A 22,542-nucleotide genomic window follows, 5' to 3' on the forward strand; every position below is an offset into this window, starting at 1 on the left:
ATTCCGGCAGATTACAAATCAGCCGGCACATTAGCTTTGTTGGTTCATATCGGTTGCACAGGCGGTTAAATGAAAAGTGAAATAACAATAATCCACAAGAGTATCGAATTCTTCACTCTTCGTTCTTCACTCTTCACTTAAAAAGCTATTAGCGTTAACACAGAGTCGACTACAGACGCAATGGCGTCGCCGATGGTGAACTTGGCATTAAAGAATATTCTTACACACAGGTATGCGAGAAACATCGTAACCAATATAAACAACGCGGCAACAAGCAGCGTAGCCCATGAAGGATACAGCGCCACAGCCAGCGTGGCACCACTGAAAAGCATATATTCTATGCCTGAAACAATACGTATGCCGCGCAAGTCTGACTTGCTTAATGTTCCCGGGTACATTCTTTTAAGTCCTGGTATCAGCATGTCTGCCTTACCCGACATCACCACAGGCGCAGCAATAAAGATGATGCAAGCAACGATGAACAAAGATATTTTCATAGGCTCGGTTTATATATTATCGCCACAAATATAACTTGTTTACATCAAAAGCACTACAAAAAAGCTTTTAAATTTTCATAATAATACTGTCAGTCCATCTAAAACTTTCACAATATGATGTCTACTTTTATTTCTGCTGCAACGGCTCCAACTTAATGTATAACGAGACCTCCCAAACCTTATCAGGAATTGACAAATCTTTCGAAATATTTCTGTCGAGCATTGCCTCTTTTAGAATAGTCAATATTTCTTCCCAACATGATATGCGTTTCACCCTACGATTATACTTTTTCAACATTATGCTCAGGTCTTCTGCCAAAGGAGTCTTCGCAAGTTCTTTTTCAATATCCGAATGCCAATAATAGCCATGCTCGTTAAGCTTACAATTTGCATTCAGCAGATTGGTTGTCATTACGGCTATATCGCCAAATGTAGACAAAAATCCAGACATCGCATCCATTGTTGTTAAATCGTAGACCTTGGATGCTGCGTCTAAACATAGCTCTATTTCATGGATTGTTTCTTTATATGTGGGACTATAAAAATCATAAGAAATAGGAGATGCATATCCCACTGCCGCAGTGTCATTTTTACTGATATTTTTTCCAGTAAAACAAATTTTTGAACCAACCAAATGATTAAACTCAACATTTTTCACTTTACCATCTCTTGTCGTTATTATACACGAAAGCTCAGAAGTATCTTTTTTTGTTGTCACATAATATTCTGTGTCCTTCCATTCATCAGATGAATCAACAAACTCTGCACGTACTATCGTGTCCGGCTGTGTATTGCCTTTAGGCATACTACAACTTTGACCGGCTAATATAAAGCTTGCAGATGCGGCAAGAAACACTATCGGCAAAAAAAATTTCTTAATTCCTATTTTCATCTTTACACAACAAGGTTTTTATTGTTTTAGATTTAAGTTACAAAGTGTACAGCCCCATAATTCTTTATCACAAAAGACATCAACATGCCTAATTACACTTTAATCATCGCCACAAATTTAATAAAATTAAGACAAATGAACAATTAAGAGACTCACTTTTTCATTTAACATCAGAAGTTTTATAGACTGAAATTAGCTTTACTGACCATCGGCTACTTTATTATATTCCGGCAGTTCTTTCGATGTGCTCAACAATTCGTATAAACCAGCCGGAACAAATTTCATGCAACAAAATAGCAGACAGCACAAAATTTGCATGGAAAACATTCCGTACGAAAATAAAAAGATGATAATGCGTCTTTACAGACGCGCCATCATCTTTATATTACAGCCTAATACTTATCCTGAATGAAGTGTGTGCGCAATCTTTGTTCAGACTGAGGTTTGTCAATGCCGTTGTTGCGCCCACACTCAATACATTTCAACAGCCACGCCATATTATGACCTAACACGCGCATGGTCTGCAGTCCTTCTTTATCCTTCATCACATCGTCGGGCGTGAAGCCATGCACAGAATTCCAGTATTGAGAAGACACAACGGGCATATTGCATATAGTAAAATACTGGTTAAGCTGTTCAAACGTGGCAGACGCTCCTCCCCTGCGGCACGACACCACCGAGGCGCCCACCTTACCGGCCATACGGCTTTCGGAAGAATAGAACAGACGGTTAAGGAACGACACAAGCTGACCCGACGGACCGCTGTAATAAACCGGCGAACCGATGACTATGCCATCAAACTCATCAAGCCTTGCCTGTATGTCTTTTACTATATCGTCTCTGAAGCAGTGGCCCGTGCGCATGCAGCTTCCGCACGCTATACATCCTGCCAGCGGCTTCTTGCCGAGATAAAGCAGTTCTGTGTCTATTCCGTCGGCTCTCAAAGCCGTTTCAACCTCATGCAATGCGGTGTAAGTGCAGCCCTCCTTGTTAGGACTGCCGTTAATAAGCAATACTTTCATTGTATTCAGAATTTATGAGCCAGCTCGACAGCCTTGGCGCAGCCGTCGGTCTTGTTTATGTCTCCCTCGTTAAGCACGGCCGGAACAAGCACTTCGCCCACAACGTCCCATTTCAACAAAGCAGCCGAACGCTCAAGCGGAATGCGTACGCCGTCCATAACCGTCATGTCGTCTTCCTCGCAGCAGGCAATCAAGCCGAATTTCTTACCTGCAATATCCTTTCCGCCTACAACAAGAGAAAACAGACGGTCAATAACGCCTTTTATCTGTGCAGGTATAGAATACCAGTAAGTTGGCATTGTAAACACCACGGCATCGGCATTTAATATTGCCGGGGCTATTATATTGAAATCATCGTCAAACGAGCATGCCTTTCCTGTCTTATAGCATGTCATGCACGCATGGCATCCGTCAATCTTCATCATTGCCGCATCAAAACGTTCTATCTTGTGTCCGCACTTCTCAGCCTCCTTTATAAAAGCCTCTGTCATGGCAAAGCTGTTGCCGTTTTTACGCGGACTTCCTGTAACTACAACTATATTCATAACCTAAAGTTCTATTTATTTCTGTATTGTGTCTGAATTCTGATTATATGCCTTGGCCACGCATTTCCACTCACCGTTGATTTTAAGCATCAGCAGATAATCGGTGAAATCAATGCGTCCGCCCCATTTTTCTTCAAGAACGCGCACCACGGCAAGCGTTTCTTCAACGGCAATAACGTCTACACGCGCCTTGAAGTCTGCGCCTCCGCCAACCGAGTCAACATTGTTATAAAACTGATTTATGCTTCCGTGCTCAAGTTTTCCGTCAAGATAGCCAAACAGCACGGCCTCGTCTATAAACAGTTCTTTAGCATAACTGCTGTCGCCTTCGGCAACACTTCTGACAAACTTCATGGCTGCTGCCTCAACAGCCTTGTATTCTTCAATACTTGCTCTCATAATGTTTTCATAATTTAAAGATTCATTTTATAATGAAAGCGCAAACAAGACGCAAGGGCGTCTAACCGGCCGGAATGCAACTTATCGTGTGCAAAGATACGAGATAGTAAACATTTTTGCAAGTACCGAAAAATTATTCAGATACTGAAAAATATATCAGTATATTAACTTTTCGGATTATTATGTTTACTTTTGCACAAACATTAAGACGAACAATACCATGTATGAAAGAAAGATACCCGTTAACCTCGACTGTCCGCTACGCCTTACGATGAGTCTGATAGGTTCAAAATGGAAGTCGTGCATCTTGGACGAGCTGCGCGACAAGACGCTCAGACCGAGCGAGCTTCATAAGATATTTCCCGAAGCCACGCCGCGCGTGCTCGACTTGCAGCTTAAAGAGCTTGTTGAAGACGGACTGGTGTCAAAGACCATATACCCCGAACTGCCTCCCCGTTCTGAATATGCCATAACGCCACTCGGAGCAACATTAATTCCGATTATCGACGCCATGATTGAATGGGGCAACAAGAACACCGAGCTGTTTCAGAAAAAATACGGCAAGCCTAAAAACGGATAACAACAACTCTTTGCCGTATGCAGAGTGAAACTATTGTTCCGGTGAATTTATGCGAGTTAATAAACGCAGCAAAAAAATAAGACAACATAAAGTATAAGAACCAAAGGTCAGTAAATAATTTTGAAATAGCACCGCTTCGGGTGCTGTCGGTTTGTTGAGTAATAATCCGTGGGTGGCACACCCACGGTTACTAAAGTGAAGCCCTTCGGGCTAAGAGTTAGCCTTAATCAGCTGCAACGCATTTGAATTCTTCACTCTTCGTTCTTCACTCTTCACTTAAACTTAAATTTCCTCTTTTTTGCTTACACTCTGATTTTCCTTGACGCTCTCAGACGGCGATATTTGAAAAATAAAATATGTCGGGCGTAAAAACGGGCCGTTTTCGTGTGCAATTAAAAATTGCTGACTGAATGTGTGTTATCATGAATCGCAGCTGTTATGTGCAACAAAATCAGGCCTAAAACGGCATGAGAACAGGGCTTTTTGCCTTGAAAAGCGGGCTGTTTTTGATGCGAAAACGGGCCACTTTCGGATAAAAAGTGACCGAGTAATTTTTCAAAAGCATACCTTTTGCGAGTTATTGTAAATATACTTTACCATAAGAACCGTATTAGAGGCTCTCAAAATTCTATTTCGGCAGAAAATCCTGACAAAAGCCAGATATCACTTTGAACGGTATTATGCACTTATTGCTTTCATTATGAAACATCACAATAACCGTCATGACACTGAATGTGCGACTAAACATACGGCTGCATAAGCTGTAAACAGAGACCTACATACAGGCCGTTTTTAAGCCAGGTAACAATCCTTTGCCGTTTGCCTTATTAACACGTTCAGAAAGTAAGATATATAATATTTTCAGTTACGTTTAATAACATTAACGCTGATTATTGTTGAAAAAACACATACAAATTATCCGTCAACTGAAAATTTGCATTATCTTTGCATAAGATAAGCAGCATCTCAGCATAAATAAAAGAAATAGGATAATAAAGAATCAGATAAATTTTTAGACAATATGAAGAAAATCAGAGCAGCCGTAGTGGGCTACGGCAACATAGGCAAATTTGCCGTTGAGGCACTCGAAGCAGCTGAAGACTTCGAGATTGCAGGTATAGTAAGACGCCACGGAGCAGAGAACAAGCCGGCAGAGCTGGCCGACTATGAAGTGGTGAAGGACATCACTGAGCTGAAAGATGTTGACGTGGCCATCCTTGCCACACCGACACGCAGCTGCGAGGAGTATGCAACAAAGATTCTTGCACTCGGCATCAACACCGTTGACAGCTTCGACATACACACAAGCATACGCGAATATCGTTCTAACCTGATGAAGATATGCAAGGAACACGGCACTGTGGCTGTGATTGCAGCAGGATGGGACCCGGGTTCTGACAGCGTTGTGCGCACACTTATGCAGAGCCTTGCACCTAAAGGACTGAGCTACACCAACTTCGGTCCGGGCATGAGCATGGGCCACTCTGTATGCGTGCGTTCTAAGGAGGGCGTAAAGAACGCTCTGTCTATGACCATACCTAAGGGCGAAGGCATACACCGCCGCATGGTTTATGTTGAGCTTGAAGAGGGCGCAAGTCTTGAGGAGGTTACAAAGGCTATCAAGGCCGACCCGTATTTCGCAAGCGACGAGACTTACGTTATGCAGGTTGACAGCGTTGACGAAGTGCAGGACATGGGCCACGGCGTAAACCTCGTGCGCAAGGGCGTTAGCGGAAAGACTCAGAACCAACGCATGGAGTTCAACATGAGCATCAACAACCCTGCCCTGACAGGTCAGGTGCTCGTAAACGTTGCACGCGCATCTATGCGTCAGCAGCCCGGATGCTACACCATGGTTGAAATCCCCGTAATCGACCTTCTGCCCGGCGACCGCGAGGAGCTGATAAGCCACCTGGTGTAAATTCTAAGTGAAGAGTGAAAAATCCAATAGTATTGTGGATTTCTGTCAGTAGTTAAAGTCAATATGCTTTAACCACTGAAATAAAGTTAAGGAGATGTTTCTTTGAGCGCAGCAAAAAAGGGAACATCTCCTATCTTTATCAGGCCATAACAGATTGAATTGTCTGCCAGCTACTCACTGTACATAAGAAACGGAATATAGCTGAATGTATTTTAACCAAAATCGTTATTAAAATCCGGTCGGGATTTTTGCTTTATATAAAGCGAATTTTCGTCAGTTTTTGCTGTCATAGCAGACTATGTCAGGAAAAAGCGAACAAAAAGACGGCTGAAAGCATGAATGAACAAAATTGATAAAGCAATGTGCGGCATAATGACCGATTGGGGTTTAATAAACAAGCCCGCCGGAAAAGATTAAGTACGCACTGAATTTTATTCCGCCAACGGATGATTTTATATAGCCCTATGCATTTTACATCGAACATAAACCGGTTTATTATAACAGCATTTATAATATTCAATTCATTTTCTGCATATTCAGCAAATACAGGACACGATGAATATTCAGAGCGAAATGAAGCAGATTCATTCATTGCCCGTATGCCTGAAAAGCTGCAGGAGCGTCAGACTGAAGCTATCCGCAAGGCAATGTCCGGCAATAACGACATGCTTCTTAATGTAAGAAACGCCCGCAATACAGCAGCCAAGCTGCCCAACAGTGTCTATCGAACAGACATCAGTAAGAGTCTGACTCTTTTTAGAAGCAAGCGCTACGACAACAACACAACACCACTGCTTGTATATTTCCATGGTGGCGGCTGGGTTATAGGAAGTATAAACAGTTGTTCACGTTATTGTGCTGCGATGGCCGAAAGAGGCATTGCCGTACTTGCCGTAGATTATAGGCTCGCCCCCGAACATCCTTTCCCGGAAGGACTGAAAGACTGCATAGATGCCGTAAAATTTGCCTGCGAGAATATGGCGAAATGGAAATGCCGCAGCATATCTGTAGGCGGAGACAGCTCAGGCGGAAATCTTGCCATAGCCACGGCATTGAGTTTCCCTGAAAACACTTTCAGCAGCCTGATTACATTCTATCCCGTTACAAAAGCCTATGCTGACAACTCCGAATCATGGAAACTGTTCGGAAAAGGATTCGGGCTTGACAGCGAACTGATGAACGCTTTCAACGAAGCATACACCACCGAATCGCATAATCCATTAGTATCTCCCGCAGAAGCAGACGACCATGCCCTTGCAAAACTTCCGCCAACGTTGCTCGTGGCGGCCGAACGCGACATCCTACGATGCCAAGGAGCAGAATTTGCAGAGAGGCTGAAAAATATTGGCATAGAACAGAAATACATTCTGATTCCCGGTTCGGTCCACTTGTTCATTACGGTTGACGGACAGCCCACAGCGTTCAAACATTCTGTAAATGAATCGTCTGAGTTCATATTCAGATATTCAGGACAAGCCACGCAATAAGGATAAGCGCCATATATGCGCTGAAACCACATGTATTGCACAACAGCAATCCACCCCAAGAAAGAGCAACGCCCATTCATGCAGCTCTACCGTATGCCGGAAAACAAAAGGCCTATCGCCACTCTGACTTCCCACATACGTGAGGTAGCATATAAGAAAACACATTGCATAACTGATTTTCAACTTATTCAGAAATTACATTGGAAAAATAAAAAGAATATTATGAAAGACACATAAAAGACATATACCGACATGGAATAGTCAGATGCATTTAACATGTTGAAAGTTAGTTAAATATAATTCAAAAGTCGGATTTATTTATTTTTATACATTAAAATTTCATATTTTTGCGTTTGGCATTTACAATAGTCTTGCAGCCCGACGCATCTTGGAGATCCATGCACGAGCCTTGCATCACTTGTTTGCAACGCCGGGCGGATTCTGCTTCAACGAGTTATTCTAAGCCGTCATCAACATGAAGGCAAAAAGATGTGTGGAGCATATCATTTATGCAGACTAAGATATTTGCCATACAAAAACACTTCGCAGACGACAGAACTAAACACAAAGCCAACGGCATTGACTTTTGTGATAAAGCAAACCAAACCGCCACAAATATCTAAGAAAATAAACATAAAATAGTAATGAAACACATAAGCATTTTAGTATTATGCCTATTGTTATGCCATATAGGCCGTGCACAAACTGGGAGAGCATTTATGACAAGCCCAGACGGAGGCATGTACGCGTATAAAAAAATCAATCATACTGTTTATGACACAACAGATGTCAATGTGTTTTATAAAGTAAGTTTCTTGTCCGACTCTACTAAAAAGAACAGATACAGAGACGGACAAACGTTGTTGATGATATCTGACGACTACACATGGTTTGGCGACTACTACAAAATAAAGGCAGACTCCGTAAACAATTATCTTGCTAAAAGCAAAAAGAACGCACACGACAAGAAGGCAAATGATGATTTCAATATGCTTGTAACGAAAACGACATTCGATTACATCATGCTTGCCGACCTGAAAAGTTCGCAGACTACCGTGCAACTGAGATCACCATTGAACAAATACCAATACACCTACCCCACACCACAAATCCAATGGACTTTGCTGTCTGGAGACACCATAATAAACGACCTTCAATGCAAAAAAGCGACATGCCGATACGCCGGACGCAACTTCATAGCATGGTACGCCGAAAGCATGCCGCTGCCTTATGGTCCTTTCGTTTTCAGCGGTCTGCCAGGACTCGTTATGAAACTGTATGACGACAAACTGAATTGGATATTCACAAACAATGGCATATCAAAAGCCGCGCCAACAGATATGATGTATCTTTATAAAGACAAGAAATATAAAAAGACAACAAGAGAAAAGGCCTTATCTGCCTACCGTAACGAAGTGGAAAATTTTGTGAGCATTGCGATAGAAAGCGGAGTTATGACAGTTGTAAAAAAAGGTCCAAACTTTGATAAAATGATGGCCCCACGCCCGAGCAATATGCTTGAACTGGAATGGTAAATACTTATGATTAAGTATAACTAAGAATATATGAAACGGATATTTCCTTCATTAATCGCTATTTTATGCACATTGCCTATGTCTGTAAAAGCACAGATGCCACGCATAACAAGCTATGACGGAGGTCTGAATGCGTTCAGAAAAATAAGAAAAGAAGTGTACGACACGGCCAAAATCGCGGTGTATTACGACTTGAAATACTTGAAAGACAGCACCAAGACGGATAAATATACCGAGGCAAAGACACTGTTGCAAATATCAGATAAATATACAAAGTATGGCGACTATTATCAGCTTGCACTCGACTCGATGGATATTTCATGGGAAAAAGCAAGAAAAACGCACGTGACAGGCAAGCCATCAAAACATGGAATGAAGCAATAGGCAGAATCAACTATTACACAGTTAGCATTACTGACCTTGCTGATTATCAGACCAAAGTGCAGTTTTATGACAATTTATATAACTTTGAATACTCCTTCACGCCACAGATCGCCTGGAATCTTGCAGCGGGAGACACAATAATAAGTGACATTCCCTGCAAGAAAGCCACATGCAGCTATGCCGGAAGAGATTATGTGGCATGGTATGCCGATAACATAAGCCTGCCCTACGGACCGTATATATTCAACGGACTGCCCGGACTGATAATAGATATCCGTGACACAAAAGGCAACTGGATATTCACCTATGCCGGCATGGAGAAGGCACATTCTTACCGCGACATGTATCTTTATGAAAAAGAGTTTTGGGGCAAGCTGAAGACTGTAAGCCGCGAAGAGGCTCTAACTTCGTGCTGCAACGATATAGAGAACTATGACAATCTCTCAATAGAAGTTTTTAAAGTAAAGACTAAAGTGAACGGCAAATGGGTGTCGCAAGAGGCTAATTATCCACGCCGTCCGAGTAATATGCTTGAACAGAAATGGTAAAAAACTTTATCTTAATATTGTTTTCGCTGATGCTTGACTGCGTTAGTGCGGCGGCTCAGAATGACATGACGGCCTATTCGGGAAAAGTTACCGATACTGCAGGAAAAGCCGTAGGCAACGTTACGTGCAAACTGCTGGACGGCAAGGACTCGCTCCTTGCATACGCACTGACAAGAAGAGACGGAACATACAGGCTGAAAGCCGTGAACGGCGGACGGCAGATTGAGTTTGCGTTTCTCGGCTACGAGACGCGGCGCATACCGCTCAAAGAAGGCTGCAACGTGTATGACGCGCGACTTGAGCGCAAGGCCGTAGAGCTGAAAAACGTAACCGTGACAGCCGACCCTATAACACGGCGCAAGGACACGCTGCTGTATAACGTTGACGCCTTCCGACAGAAACAGGACCGAAGCATAGAAGACGTGCTGAAGCGGATGCCGGGCATAGAGGTGAGCAACAACGGAGAAATAAGCTATCAGGGCAAGCCGATAAACAAAGTGAACATAGAAGGGCTCGACCTCATGGGCGCACAATATAACCAGGCCACGCAAAACATGCCTGCCGAGGCCGTGGCGCAAGTGCAGATAATGGAGCGCAACCAGCCGATAAAGGCCCTTGAAGGCAAGGTGAGCAACGACCGCGCAACGCTCAACCTGAAACTGAAACGAGGCTACAAGGCACGCCCCTTCGGCGAGGCCGACGGCAACATAGGCGGAAGTCCCGTGACATGGGACAACCGACTGACGGCAATAAACATAAACAAGAAAAACCAGCTGCTGTTCACAGGAATGATGAACAACTGCGGAATAAGTCTGGAGAGTCTTACCCAAGGCATGAACAGCTATACGGGAATGTACACCACAGAGCCGCTGCCCGCGCCTTTCATGTACTCACCAACGGCACAGACGCCGCCAATCTCGCAGCTGTATTATCTTAAAAACAAGTCGTATTACACGGGACTTAACTATCTGCACGCCTTCACACAGGAAAAGACGCTGCGCATGAATGTGATGTATTATCATGACAGCGGACTGCAGCAGGACAGTATTTTCAACAGCTACACAGCCAAGGATGATACAGTAAACGTGTTTGAAAACAACAACATACACAACAGGAACGACCTTGTGAAGGGCATCTTGCGGTATGAACAGAACACAAAGAGCGTGTATCTCACGGATGAAGCGTCGGCAACGTTAGGACTCGGCGACGCCCTAAACAACGGCAGCAGCAACATAGGCATATTGCAGGAACAGGTAAAGCGCAAACAATATGACGTGCAGAACATACTCGAAGCAACGATAAACACCGACGCTATGCTCTTCGACATGTCGTCGATAGTGCGCCTTTACGGCTCGCGCGAACGGCTCGGCGTTACATCAGGCGATGAAGAAATGCTGACAGACTATACGGCAAGACTGCGCAACCTGTTTACGCGCAACCGCATAGGCACCAACTTCAGCCTTTTCGGCGGCAGTCTCGGCATAGGCTACATCATGGAATACAAGCGCAACGAGACAACCGTGAGCGGTGTTAAGGACGATATGACGGGCAGCTACTGGCTTCACACCCTTGAGCCGAAATACGAATATAACCTGCCCGACGGCTCGCTGACGCTCACCCTGCCGGTTGAATATATTTCTTATTCGTACCCGATGCGCGGCATAAAGACGCACAAGGTGATGTTCTCGCCAATGCTCGACATCGACTATAAGCTCAGCACAATGGCATCTTTCGACGCGTCAGTGGGCATCATACGCAATGCCGACACACGGAGCGTGCCTTTCTACGGGACAATGATGAACAACTACCGCACCTATACACTGGGCGCTGACTCGATGTCGTTCAGCCGCACTAAGACTGCCAGCATACGGTTGTCGTGGCTCAACACGGCAACAATGCTGTCATGGAATGTGTATGCCATTTGGCAGCAGATTAATCAAGACCGTTATTTCAGTTATCTTTACGCAGGCGACCTGACGCTGATAAATCCTGTATGGGCCGACAACACGCACACATCATTCAGCGGTGTCGGCAACGTTAAGAAGATATGGCGCAACGCAAGGTTCACGCTGAAAGGCTCTGTCTCTTACTCTTACAACAAGGCGCTTGCCTCACAGAATGGCGTTGAAGGCTATATAAGATATAATGCCGCCAACGCGCAAGTGGGTGCGTCATGGGACAAACTTAATTGGCTGACGGCAAACCTGACCGTTGCAGGCAACATAACATGGAAACGCCCCGACACTTTCTCGTCAACAGACAACGTTCTGAAAAACGCATACTGCTCACTGAGCCTCGACTTCATGCCGATAAAAGCTCTGCGCCTGTACGCAGATGCTGCCGGAACCACATACGAGATAACCCACAACCAATATTCAACCAACCTGTTTCTGAACACCGGAGCAAAGTATGACTTCAACAAAACGCTCAGCGTAACGCTCACAGCCATCAACCTGCTTAACCGCGAAAGCTACGAGATTTCGTCATATCAAGGTTCAAACTACACATTTCTGCGTGTTCCGTTGAGAGGCCGCACTGTGATGGCAGGCATAAACCTGAAGTTCTAAAACGAATATTTTTTCATTCATAAGCATAAAAAAATCCGCCGGACAAAAGGACGTCCAACGGATTTTATTTTTAAGTATGAGTAAAAGACAAATTAAAGAATTAATCTTCGTAGATATCAATTGTCAATAGCAAAAGCCCTAATCACTCCATTATCAACAAAGCATATGGCTTTAACTCCTTTAACTACTTCTAACTACTTTAACTCCTAAAACAACTATTCATCCGGCAAAAAGAGCGGATCTTCGGGCATAACCATAACAGGCTTCTGCTCATACTGCTTAAGAGTCTTGGCAGGAACATACTTCTTGTCGACAACGAGGCGGAACATATACTCGTTGAACCACTCGTTGGTCATTATCAGGCAGCCCTTCTGGCCCCAGTCGCCGCCCCAGCTGTTCTCAACCTTCCACTTTGTGGGGTTGCCCTTGGCGTCGAGGTCAACGGCCGTAAGAGTCATGGCGTGAGTAGAGCCGCTGTCGTAAGTCATAATGCGCTGAGCCTTGTTCATGCCGAATGTTGTGCCGAAGAGCGAACCATAGTCATAGTTGCGCGGGTCACAATAGCCACGCTTGCGGTCGAGGAACTTACCCACGTCGTAAGAGCTGTACATCTTCTTGCCGTCTTTCAGAGAAGCGATGGCAAGTTTGGCTATTTCTTCCATCGGCAGGTTAAGATATTTCCAGTTAGTTCCGTCGTATGTATGGCGGTCGTATTCCACCTCGTAAGTCTTGTAATACTCGCGGCGCGGGTCGTTCATAACCATGATGAAAGAGCCGCCTATGGCCTTGCCGCCAAGCATCTCGGCAGCAAACGACTTCGGAGTGAATTTCTTTGCCTCGGTAACGGTGCGTCCGTCCTTGTTCTTGAAGGCATAAGTAAACTCCTTTACAGGCTCGCCTATGGTAAGAGCCAGCATGCGGTAGATCTCGCCCAGCATCTTTGTCTTCTCGGCATTAATCTCCTTTGCGCTCTTTCCGCTGTTAGCCATGTCGCGCAGCTTCAGGCCGAACTCGCGCAGCTTTGACTTAATCAGTGACGTAGCCTTAGATGTGTTCTCGGCAGAGAATGTCTCGGGCATTACCTCGGCAGGCACAAGTCCGTATTTGTCAACAAGGTCTGACACACCGCAGAATGTACCGCCGTCGTTGAGCGGACTCTTGAAGAAGAACTGAACACGCACATCGTCCATAGGCTTCGACGCACAGTCGATAACGCCCTGCAGGAAGAGATTTGACTTCTCGAGCTGATCCCAGAAGAAGAGATAAGCATGAGACAGGTCGACACGCAGCGAGTCGGTGCGGTTGGCGAAGTTTGAGCGTATCACGTTGAAGCCGCTGAACATCCAGCAACGACCGCTCTGCTTCTGGTCGGTAATGTTCTGCGACTTGGTCTCAACACTGAAGTAGGTGTCGAGAGCACCCTGGTTGGCGTAGTTCTGAGCCAGGTTGTCGATACTGTTAGACGCCACGGCGTTAAACAAAGCCTTGTCGGCAGTTGTCAGCTTCTGCGACTGCTGAATTTCCTTGAGCATATCAGCCGATATGCCTCCGTCCTTTGTCTGTGCATGACATGGCAGCGATAACAGCGCAACCACCATGCCCGACATGAAAATACCCTTGTTAATATTCATTTTTTCTTTATTTTTTTGTTTGTCGCAAATTTACATCTTTTTATTGAAAAACACACTATACGGCCTTTCATTTTACATTTATCCCCACTTAATTACAGTCATTAACGCCCCCATTTCATCCGCCAGGGCACTTTACACCTTAATAAAAATAAACGAATTTATTTTGTTCTTCAATCTGTTTACATTATCTTTGCAATGATATTCAATAATAAGACGACCGTGGAATCTAACGATTTTAAGCTTCTTAACAAAATAAATTATCCCGCCGACTTAAGAAAGTTGAAAGAAGAACAGCTGCCGCAACTGTGCAAAGAGCTGCGCGACGACATTCTGAAAGAACTTTCGGTAAACCCGGGGCACATGGCCTCGAGCATGGGAGCAATAGAACTTACCGTAGCCCTGCACTACGTGTTCAACACACCGGAAGACAGACTGGTTTGGGACGTGGGACACCAGGCCTACGGACACAAGATTCTGACAGGCAGGAAAGACCGCTTCTGCACCAACCGCAAGCTGAACGGAATAATGCCCTTTCCGTCGCCGTTAGAAAGCGAATACGACAGTTTTGTGTGCGGACATGCCTCTAACTCTATTTCTGCCGCGCTGGGAATGGCACTGGCTGCAAAGAAGACCGGCAACGGCAAGAGACATGTGGTGGCTATTATAGGCGACGGCGCCATGAGCGGCGGACTGGCCTTTGAGGGACTCAACAACGTGTCGACCACGCCTAACGACATGCTCATCATCCTCAACGACAACAACATGAGCATAGACCGCAGCGTAGGCGGACTGAAGCAGGCTCTGCTGAAGCTGAACACCAACGAGACCTACAACAATGTTAGATTCAAGCTGTCGAAATGGCTCAACGCAAAGGGATATCTCGACGAAGACCGCCGGCAGGGCATACTGAGGCTGAACAACGCGCTGAAGTCGGCCATAAGCCATCAGCAGAACATCTTTGAAGGCCTCAACATAAGATACTTCGGCCCGTTCGACGGACACAACATAACAGAACTGGTAAGGGTGCTGCGACAGCTAAAGGACATGAAAGGCCCCAAGCTGCTGCACCTGCACACAATAAAGGGGCACGGATATGCACCGGCCGAAAAGGCTGCAACGATATGGCATGCCCCCGGAAAATTCAACATCAACACAGGCGAGCGCATAACAGACGACGAGACTGGAGTGCCGCCTAAATATCAGACAGTGTTCGGCGAGACGCTGCTCGAACTGGCAAAGAACAATCCGCGCATAATAGGCGTAACGCCGGCAATGCCTACAGGATGCTCCATGAACATTCTGATGAAGGCGATGCCCGACAGAGCCTTCGACGTGGGCATTGCCGAAGGCCACGCCGTAACGTTCTCGGCAGGAATGGCAAAGGAAGGCATGCTGCCGTTCTGCAACATATACAGTTCGTTCGCACAGCGCGCCTACGACAACATCATTCACGACGTGGCAATACTGAAACTTCCCGTCGTTATATGTCTCGACCGCGCCGGACTGGTAGGCGAAGACGGAGCCACACACCACGGCGCCTTCGACATTGCTGCCCTGAGACCCGTGCCTAACCTGACCATAGCCTCGCCTATGAACGAGCACGAACTGCGCAACCTTATGTACACGGCTCAGCTCGACGGCAAAGGACCTTTCGTGATAAGATATCCGAGAGGACACGGCGTGATAGTAGAATGGCACAATGAGTTTGAAGAAATTGAAGTGGGAACAGGACGCAAGCTGAAAGACGGCAACAGCGTGGCCGTGCTGTCAGTGGGCCCGATAGGCAACAACGTTACCAAGGCCATAGAAGCCGTAGAGAAAGAATGCGGCGGAGCACAGATTGCCCACTACGACATGCGCTTCATAAAGCCGCTCGACGAGAAACTTCTGGCCGAGGCAGCATCAAAGTTCAAGCATATCATAACCGTTGAAGACGGAGTGCGCAAGGGCGGATTCGGCTCAGCCGTGCTCGAATGGCTCAGCGACAACAACTATACAACACGCGTCACAAGACTCGGACTGCCCGACAAGTTTATCGAACAGGGCACCGTAAACGAACTGCAGCACATAACGGGCATCGACACCGAAACGATAGCCGCGACAATAAAGAATGCCATAGGCAGCATATCCTAAACAATAAAGATGTAAAATGAAAATCATCATAGCTGGAGCTTATGCCATAGGTACTCACCTGGCAAAGCTGTTATCACGCAACGATCAGGACATTGTGCTGATCGACGAAGACGAGGAAAGGCTAAACAACATCAGCAATGACTACGACCTGATGACCATCCACTCCTCGCCTTCGAGCATACAAACTCTTAAAAACGCCGGCGTGCAACACGCCAACCTGTTCATCGGAGTCACGCCAGACGAGAACATGAACATGAACAGCTGTATACTTGCAAAGGCTCTCGGAGCAAAAAGAACGGTGGCAAAGGTGAACAACTATGAGTTTATTGACGAAAAGCTGAAAGAATTTTTCAACAATCTCGGCATCGACTCGCTCATCTATCCTGAGAACCTCGCCGCACGCGACATAACCAACGGTCTGAAGATGAGCTGGGTGAGGCAGCGCTGGGACGTGCACAACGGCGCACTGATAATGCTCGGCATAAAGCTGAGGGAGACATGTGAGATTCTGAACGAGCCGCTAAAAGACCTCTGCAAGCCCGAATCGCCATATCACATCGTGGCGATAAAACGCGGCGAAGACACCATTATACCACGAGGCGACGACGAACTGAAGATATACGACATGGCATACTTCATGACCACACGCAACTATATTCCGTATATCAGAAAAATTGTCGGCAAGGAACACTACGTGGACGTAAGGAACGTGATGATAATGGGAGGCGGCAACACGGCCATAAGAGCCGCGCTGACCATGCCCGAATACATGAACGCAAAGATTATTGAGGCCGACGAGAAGCGCTGCGAATATATCAATGAGATTGTAGACACCGACAGGACAATGGTGATAAACGGCGACGGACGAGACCTGCCGCTGCTCATTGAGGAAGGAATAAAGAACACACAGGCCTTCGTTGCCCTGACGGCTAATGCCGAGACAAACATCCTGGCATGCCTAACGGCGAAGCGCATGGGCGTGAGAAAGACCATAGCAATGGTTGAAAACCTCGACTATGTGAGCATGGCTGAAAGCCTTGACATCGGTACTATCGTCAACAAGAAGGCCATAGCCGCAAGCCACATCTACCAGATGATGCTCGACGCCGACGTGAAGAACACCCGTTTCCTCATGACCGCAAACGCCGACGTGGCCGAGTTTACGGCACAGCTGGGTTCGAAGATAACCAAAAAGAAGGTATACGAGCTGGGACTTCCCAAGGGAACGACAATTGGAGGACTGGTAAGAAACGGCGAAGGACATCTTGTGTCCGGTAACACGGAGATTGAGGCAGGCGACATAGTGGTTGTGTTCTGCCACAACGTCAACATGAGCAAAATAGAAAAGTTCTTCAACTAAAAGCATAAAATGATAAACTTCAAAATCATATATAAGGTTATAGGCTCGCTGCTCTTTATTGAAGCGATAATGATGCTCTACAGCCTGTGCGTGTCGCTCTACTATAAAGAAGACGACATTATGGCGTTTGTCATATCAATAGCCATAACCGTCACCACGGCCATAGGACTGAAATATAAGGGCTATCATGCCGAAAACAGCATGGGACGCCGCGACGCTTATCTGCTTGTAACGCTGACATGGGTCATATTCAGTATTCTTGGTGCCCTGCCGTTCGTGATAAGCGGATATATACCGAGCTTCACAGATGCCTTCTTTGAGACGATGTCTGGCTTCACAACCACAGGAGCCACGATTATCGACGATGTGGAGAGCCTGCCCCACGGCCTCGTGTTCTGGCGCTCCATGACCCACTGGATCGGCGGCCTTGGTATCGTGTTCTTCACCATTGCCATATTGCCGTCGCTCGTAGGCGGAAGCATGAAGGTGTTCTCGGCAGAGGCTACGGGCCCGATAAAGACGAAGATGCACCCACGACTGAGCACCAACGCCAAGGCTATATGGGCCGTCTACCTGCTTCTCACCGTAGGATGCGCAGCCAGCTTCTATGTTGCCGGCATGAGTCTTTTCGACTGTCTTAACTACTCAATGTCGATAACGGCCACAGGAGGCTTCGCACCTCACAACTCAAGTACAGGCCACTTCCATTCGGCCGTGATTGACTATATCTCTATAATATTCATGTTTCTGTCGGGAACTAACTTCACCCTGCTGTATCTAAGTCTCTTTAAGGGAAAGATAAAGTCGGTTGTGAAGGATGCCGAACTTAAATTCTACTTCTGTGTTGTGGCACTGGCCACTGCCGGAATTATGTTCTTCCTGATAAAAGACCTTAACTATAATCTGGCCGACGCGTTACGCTACGCACTGTTTCAGGTAGTAGCGTTTATAACAACAACAGGTATATTCAACGCCGACGCGGGCAAATGGCCGCACATAACATGGGTGATTCTCAGTATCTGCATGTTTGTCGGAGCATGTGCCGGCAGCACGAGCGGCGGCTTTAAGTGCATCAGAAGCGTCATTCTGCTGAAGATTATAAAGAACGAGTTCAGGCACATCATTCATCCCAAGGCTGTGCTGCCCGTAAAGATAAGCAACAACACGGTGCCCTATCAGGCGCAGGCCACGCTGCTTGTGTTTCTGTCTCTCTATCTCGCCGTGTGCCTGTTTGCATATTTCTCACTTACATGCATGGGCATAGACAGCACCAACTCTGTAACGATAGCGCTGAGCTGTGCCAGCAACGTCGGCCCTACGCTCGGTCTTGAGATAGGTCCTACGATGTCGTGGAGCGGCATTCCTGACGCCGGAAAATGGATTTGCTCGATACTGATGCTTATGGGACGTCTCGAGTTTTTCAGCGTGCTGGTGCTGTTCACACCTGCTTTCTGGAAGGAAAACTGATGCTTGCGGGAAGCAACAAGAGTCTGTTTTTTATATAAGACTTTACTTACTGAAAACGGACTTTTACCTTTATATAAGAAATAATGAATAATGCATCTGCTGCGAAATTATTAATTTCATCCGCAACAGATGCATTATTCATTTTCTGCGCCATTACAGCGGCTATATTATTACCAAAACTTACACATTGTAAACACACTGAAGGCGGCTGTCATTGCCGCCCTTTCTCGTGCCTGTTGCTCTCTGAATTCTTATTTTCAGATGGCGTAACAGCCGGCGCATCACCGTCTGCCGCAGCATTGCCGGCCTGAAGATACGCCTCGATGTCGCGCTTCATACGCATGAACGGACCTGAAGTGTAATAGCCCATGTTCTTCTTAAGCATCTGCTCTATGTCCTGAACGCTGTGAGAATAGCACGAAAGCTCGTTGCGCATCTGCGTTGAATGTACTGCCTGACGTCTTATCTCATTCTCACGCTCACGCACAAGCCGCTCGCACACCTTGGTCATTACGGGCACCACCACCTTGTCGAACAGATGATGTCCCTGTATATATAGATAGGTGGTGTCGGGCGTTACGCCAAGGCTTATCAGCTCTTTCTTCAGCGCCAGATACGACTCCTTGGCGTTGGGGTTATGATGATGCAGCCAGTTGATTTTCTTTGTAACCTTGTTGCGCACGTTGGCTATGGCCTGCTCCGGTGCGCCAAGACTGAAGCTGCCTATCTCTATCACACGGTTAAACTCAGTTATGGTGAACTGCGTGTAGATATCTCTGCGGTAGTACCATATAGACCATACGAACAAAGGGAAGATGGCCTCGCTGTACTGCTTGAGGAACTCGCTGAAGTTGAATATGGCGTGGTCGTTGAGCGTAACCATCACACAGACATTGTGCAGCGACGGGGCATAGCACTGAAGGTTCTCTATCGAATAGGCGTAGGTGTGAAAGACGAACGGATTGCTTAGAATGTTGCGCGACGTAACCGTAGCGCCCTGTATCAGATAGTCGTAGTCGGCATCCACGCAGGCTATCATGTCCTGCCCCACCTTGCCGTATAGCAGGTTCATGAGCACGGAGCGCTTGCCCCGCTCGAGCGTGTTGTGCGACGGCAGCATCACTTCAAAATATTTTGTGTCGTCCTCATAGCTGCCGAGCAGCATGCGCCAGAAGAGCACGTCGTCGTAGCTCTCAACGTAGGCCACGATGCGCCGGCGGGCAGTCTTCGACTTCAGTCTGTTTGCCGCCTCAAAGTATTTTGAGTTTATGTTGTCCTTCAGCCGCCTGTTCATATGCCCTAAACCTTAACGTAAGTTCTGGTCGGTGATGTCGCTCACCTCTGTAACATTGTCCATCCATCCGTTCATTATCACGGCCGGCGAGTGTGTCGTCAGGATAATCTGCACGTTAGGATTAAGGTCGAGAATGAGGTCGATGAGCCTCTTCTGCCACTCGATGTGCAGACTGACTTCAGGCTCATCCATGAACAGCACGTAAGGAAGATTGTCCTCTATGAGCACCGTGAGCAATATAACCAGCATCTGCTTCTCGCCGCTCGAGAGCTGATACGGATGCAGCGTCTCGCCTATCTGCGTGAACCTTATCTCGTTTTCGGTGCGTATAATCTTCTTTCCGGTATCAGAAAAGAGGTCGTCTATCAGGTCCTGAAACTTCTTCTTGGGCTCCGACAGCTGCTGCGCCTTCACCGCCGCGTCGGGCTCTCCGCTCTGAAGGGCCGCAATGATGCGGTTGCCGATGTTCACCTGATAGTCGAGAAACTTGCGCTGAAGCTTGAACAGCTGCCAGTCGAGCTCTGTCACAAGGTTGGCTCCCACCTCGCTCAGCATGTCGGCATTGAGCAGCGGACGGTCGAAGGAACGTATCACGTCGAACCGGATATGCGTGGCGTCAGCCGGATTTACCTTGATGTGAACACCCTTGAGCAGATGGTTGTATATGTCGCCCGTTATGCCGACGCTCTTCACCAGCTTGTTAAGGATGGTGCTCTTGCCCACTCCGTTTATGCCGCTAAGGACGTTCACCTTGCGGTCGAGGTTCCACTCCACATGGCGGCGCCCGCTCCATAGCGACTCTATCTCCACCTGTTCTATATAGTCAGCGTATTTCTGCATAATATCAAATTAATAAGCTCTTTAGACAGCAAATATAATTATTTTATCCGAAAATGTGTACCTTTGCACCCGTAAATATATCAAAAAAATAAAAAACAACATGCAAAACAATCGTCCGCTAATTGCTCACCTCTGCCTGTTCTTCGCATGTGCGTTCTGGGGTCTGATGGCTCCGCTCGGCAAAGATGCCATGACGCACGGCATAACGGGCATAGACATGGTGACATTCAGGGTAACAGGAGGAGCCATCCTGTTCTGGCTGACATCGCTGTTCACGCCAAAGGAACACGTTCCGCGCAAAGACCTGCTCATGCTTATAGGAGCTGCCATATTCGGCCTTGTGACCAACCAGTGCTGCTACACGATAGGCCTGAGCATAACATCGCCCATCAACGCGAGCATCGTCACGACGTCGATGCCTATCTTCGCGATGATTCTGGCAGCAATAATACTTAAAGAACCCATAACGGGCAAGAAGGCCCTGGGCGTGGTGTTCGGATGCACGGGCGCCGTGATACTGATAGTTACGAGTGCGGCTGCGGCAAGCTCTAAGGTGGGCGACATCCGCGGCGACCTGCTCTGCCTCGGCGCGCAGCTGTCTTTTGCGCTCTACCTGTCGCTCTTCAGCAAGCTGATAAAGCGCTACTCGGTGATAACCGTGAACAAATGGATGTTCACCTATGCCACGATACTTATCCTGCCGTTCACGTTCAACCACGTGGCAGGCATCAACTTTGCGGCCGTGCCTACAAGCACATGGCTCGAAACGGGCTTCGTGGTGTTCTTCGGCACATACATAAGCTACATCCTGATGATGATAGGACAGCACACGCTGCGCCCCACCGTGGTGAGCATATACAACTATGTGCAGCCGCTCGTATCGGTTACGGTGAGCATACTCACGGGCATCGGCGTGTTCAAGCCGAGCCAGGGACTGGCCGTCATACTGGTTTGTCTCGGCGTATGGCTCGTAACCAAGTCGAAGTCGCGTGCCGACATGGTGAAGGAACAAGACGCTACGCAAAAGCAGGCATAGGCCTGACGCAGAAAAATCTACATAACAAAGTCCGGCAAGAGGCGGGCTGCGGTTTCATGACAACAGAACCACAGGCGCGGCTTTTGCCGGATTTTTTGTATCATGACATATTGCAAGACATAAAAATCTAAACGGATACAGAAGGGATGACGGGAAACCTGACCGTACAGACCGGCAGCACGCCGCAGACGGAACCTGACCGGCTGTAGGCACGACACAGACCAACCGCCAAACAAGACACATAAACATATCCTCCGGCCGGCGCTGATTCACGGGCGATGAGAAAGTAAAAAATCAGGACATGAGTTTTCTTTAATCCGGAAAACGAAACGCAAACAGAAGTTAACGACGCAGGCGTTACGGCTGCACGCATTTAACATTTCATTACATCTGCATAGTTTATA

At 46.9% G+C, this 22,542-nt stretch carries 19 protein-coding genes; 11 read left to right on the forward strand and 8 right to left on the reverse strand.

The annotated features are described in order from the left end of the window. Positions 1-137: 137 nt before the first annotated feature. The 5 genes from ACZMIG_RS12260 to ACZMIG_RS12280 form a co-directional block, all read right to left on the reverse strand. Positions 138-497 (reverse strand): hypothetical protein, encoded by a 360-nt coding sequence (locus ACZMIG_RS12260; RefSeq protein ID WP_487889632.1) that lies wholly within the window; start codon positions 495-497, stop codon positions 138-140. 127 nt (positions 498-624) lie between these two features. Next, a complete protein-coding gene (locus ACZMIG_RS12265) occupies positions 625-1,389 on the reverse strand; it encodes a hypothetical protein (RefSeq protein ID WP_487889633.1) in 765 nt (254 codons plus the stop codon). Positions 1,390-1,781: 392 nt separating this feature from the next. Next, the gene (locus tag ACZMIG_RS12270; RefSeq protein ID WP_021855702.1) at positions 1,782-2,411 is read right to left on the reverse strand and encodes a flavodoxin family protein; all 630 of its coding nucleotides are present in this window, start codon (positions 2,409-2,411) and stop codon (positions 1,782-1,784) included. A gap of 5 nt (positions 2,412-2,416) precedes the next feature. Continuing rightward, positions 2,417-2,956 carry a flavodoxin family protein gene (locus ACZMIG_RS12275; RefSeq protein ID WP_021855703.1) on the reverse strand — a complete coding sequence of 180 codons (540 nt, stop codon included), beginning with the start codon at positions 2,954-2,956 and terminating at the stop codon, positions 2,417-2,419. A gap of 15 nt (positions 2,957-2,971) precedes the next feature. Then, entirely contained in the window at positions 2,972-3,355 is a 384-nt protein-coding gene (locus ACZMIG_RS12280; protein ID WP_021855704.1) for a nuclear transport factor 2 family protein, read from the reverse strand. A 220-nt stretch (positions 3,356-3,575) separates the two neighbouring features. Between ACZMIG_RS12280 and ACZMIG_RS12285 the strand changes: the two genes are divergently transcribed. The 7 genes from ACZMIG_RS12285 (at position 3,576) to ACZMIG_RS12315 (ending at position 12,377) form a co-directional block, all read left to right on the forward strand. Continuing rightward, a complete protein-coding gene (locus tag ACZMIG_RS12285; protein WP_125104806.1) occupies positions 3,576-3,935 on the forward strand; it encodes a winged helix-turn-helix transcriptional regulator in 360 nt (119 codons plus the stop codon). A gap of 1,021 nt (positions 3,936-4,956) precedes the next feature. After that, positions 4,957-5,856 carry a diaminopimelate dehydrogenase gene (locus ACZMIG_RS12290; protein WP_021855707.1) on the forward strand — a complete coding sequence of 300 codons (900 nt, stop codon included), beginning with the start codon at positions 4,957-4,959 and terminating at the stop codon, positions 5,854-5,856. 599 nt (positions 5,857-6,455) lie between these two features. Then, positions 6,456-7,343 carry an alpha/beta hydrolase gene (locus ACZMIG_RS12295; protein ID WP_487889634.1) on the forward strand — a complete coding sequence of 296 codons (888 nt, stop codon included), beginning with the start codon at positions 6,456-6,458 and terminating at the stop codon, positions 7,341-7,343. A gap of 644 nt (positions 7,344-7,987) precedes the next feature. Next, complete coding sequence (locus ACZMIG_RS12300; protein ID WP_487889635.1) at positions 7,988-8,878, forward strand: GLPGLI family protein; 891 nt, start codon at positions 7,988-7,990, stop codon at positions 8,876-8,878. A 30-nt stretch (positions 8,879-8,908) separates the two neighbouring features. Next, positions 8,909-9,262 (forward strand): hypothetical protein, encoded by a 354-nt coding sequence (locus ACZMIG_RS12305; protein ID WP_487889636.1) that lies wholly within the window; start codon positions 8,909-8,911, stop codon positions 9,260-9,262. Beyond that, complete coding sequence (locus ACZMIG_RS12310; RefSeq protein ID WP_487889637.1) at positions 9,199-9,810, forward strand: GLPGLI family protein; 612 nt, start codon at positions 9,199-9,201, stop codon at positions 9,808-9,810. The genes ACZMIG_RS12305 and ACZMIG_RS12310 overlap by 64 nt, the downstream gene beginning before the upstream one ends. Then, a complete protein-coding gene (locus tag ACZMIG_RS12315; protein WP_487889638.1) occupies positions 9,804-12,377 on the forward strand; it encodes a TonB-dependent receptor in 2,574 nt (857 codons plus the stop codon). The genes ACZMIG_RS12310 and ACZMIG_RS12315 overlap by 7 nt, the downstream gene beginning before the upstream one ends. Before the next feature lie 215 nt (positions 12,378-12,592). On the opposite strand, the gene ACZMIG_RS12320 is transcribed toward ACZMIG_RS12315, so the two are convergent. Further along, entirely contained in the window at positions 12,593-14,008 is a 1,416-nt protein-coding gene (locus ACZMIG_RS12320; protein WP_418874064.1) for a C1 family peptidase, read from the reverse strand. Positions 14,009-14,203: 195 nt separating this feature from the next. On the opposite strand from ACZMIG_RS12320, the gene dxs reads away from it, so the two are divergent. From dxs to ACZMIG_RS12335, 3 genes are read left to right on the forward strand one after another with little or no spacing between them, the layout of a single operon-like run. After that, positions 14,204-16,141: a 1-deoxy-D-xylulose-5-phosphate synthase gene (dxs, locus tag ACZMIG_RS12325; protein ID WP_021855710.1), complete on the forward strand. Its 1,938-nt coding sequence runs from the start codon at positions 14,204-14,206 to the stop codon at positions 16,139-16,141. Positions 16,142-16,157: 16 nt separating this feature from the next. Continuing rightward, complete coding sequence (trkA, locus tag ACZMIG_RS12330; RefSeq protein WP_487889639.1) at positions 16,158-17,501, forward strand: Trk system potassium transporter TrkA; 1,344 nt, start codon at positions 16,158-16,160, stop codon at positions 17,499-17,501. Between the two features lie 9 nt (positions 17,502-17,510). Then, positions 17,511-18,968, forward strand: coding sequence for a TrkH family potassium uptake protein (locus tag ACZMIG_RS12335; RefSeq protein ID WP_487889640.1), 1,458 nt, complete (start codon positions 17,511-17,513; stop codon positions 18,966-18,968). A 211-nt stretch (positions 18,969-19,179) separates the two neighbouring features. Here the strand turns inward: ACZMIG_RS12335 and ACZMIG_RS12340 are convergent, their stop codons facing one another. Together ACZMIG_RS12340 and ACZMIG_RS12345 are read right to left on the reverse strand one after the other, a co-directional pair. Further along, entirely contained in the window at positions 19,180-20,262 is a 1,083-nt protein-coding gene (locus ACZMIG_RS12340) for a DUF4435 domain-containing protein (RefSeq protein ID WP_021855713.1), read from the reverse strand. Positions 20,263-20,274: 12 nt separating this feature from the next. Beyond that, entirely contained in the window at positions 20,275-21,102 is an 828-nt protein-coding gene (locus tag ACZMIG_RS12345; RefSeq protein WP_021855714.1) for an AAA family ATPase, read from the reverse strand. 100 nt (positions 21,103-21,202) lie between these two features. Between ACZMIG_RS12345 and ACZMIG_RS12350 the strand changes: the two genes are divergently transcribed. Then, positions 21,203-22,138, forward strand: coding sequence for a DMT family transporter (locus ACZMIG_RS12350; protein ID WP_021855715.1), 936 nt, complete (start codon positions 21,203-21,205; stop codon positions 22,136-22,138). Positions 22,139-22,542: the final 404 nt, after the last annotated feature.

This window comes from Xylanibacter sp., from assembly GCF_057607445.1.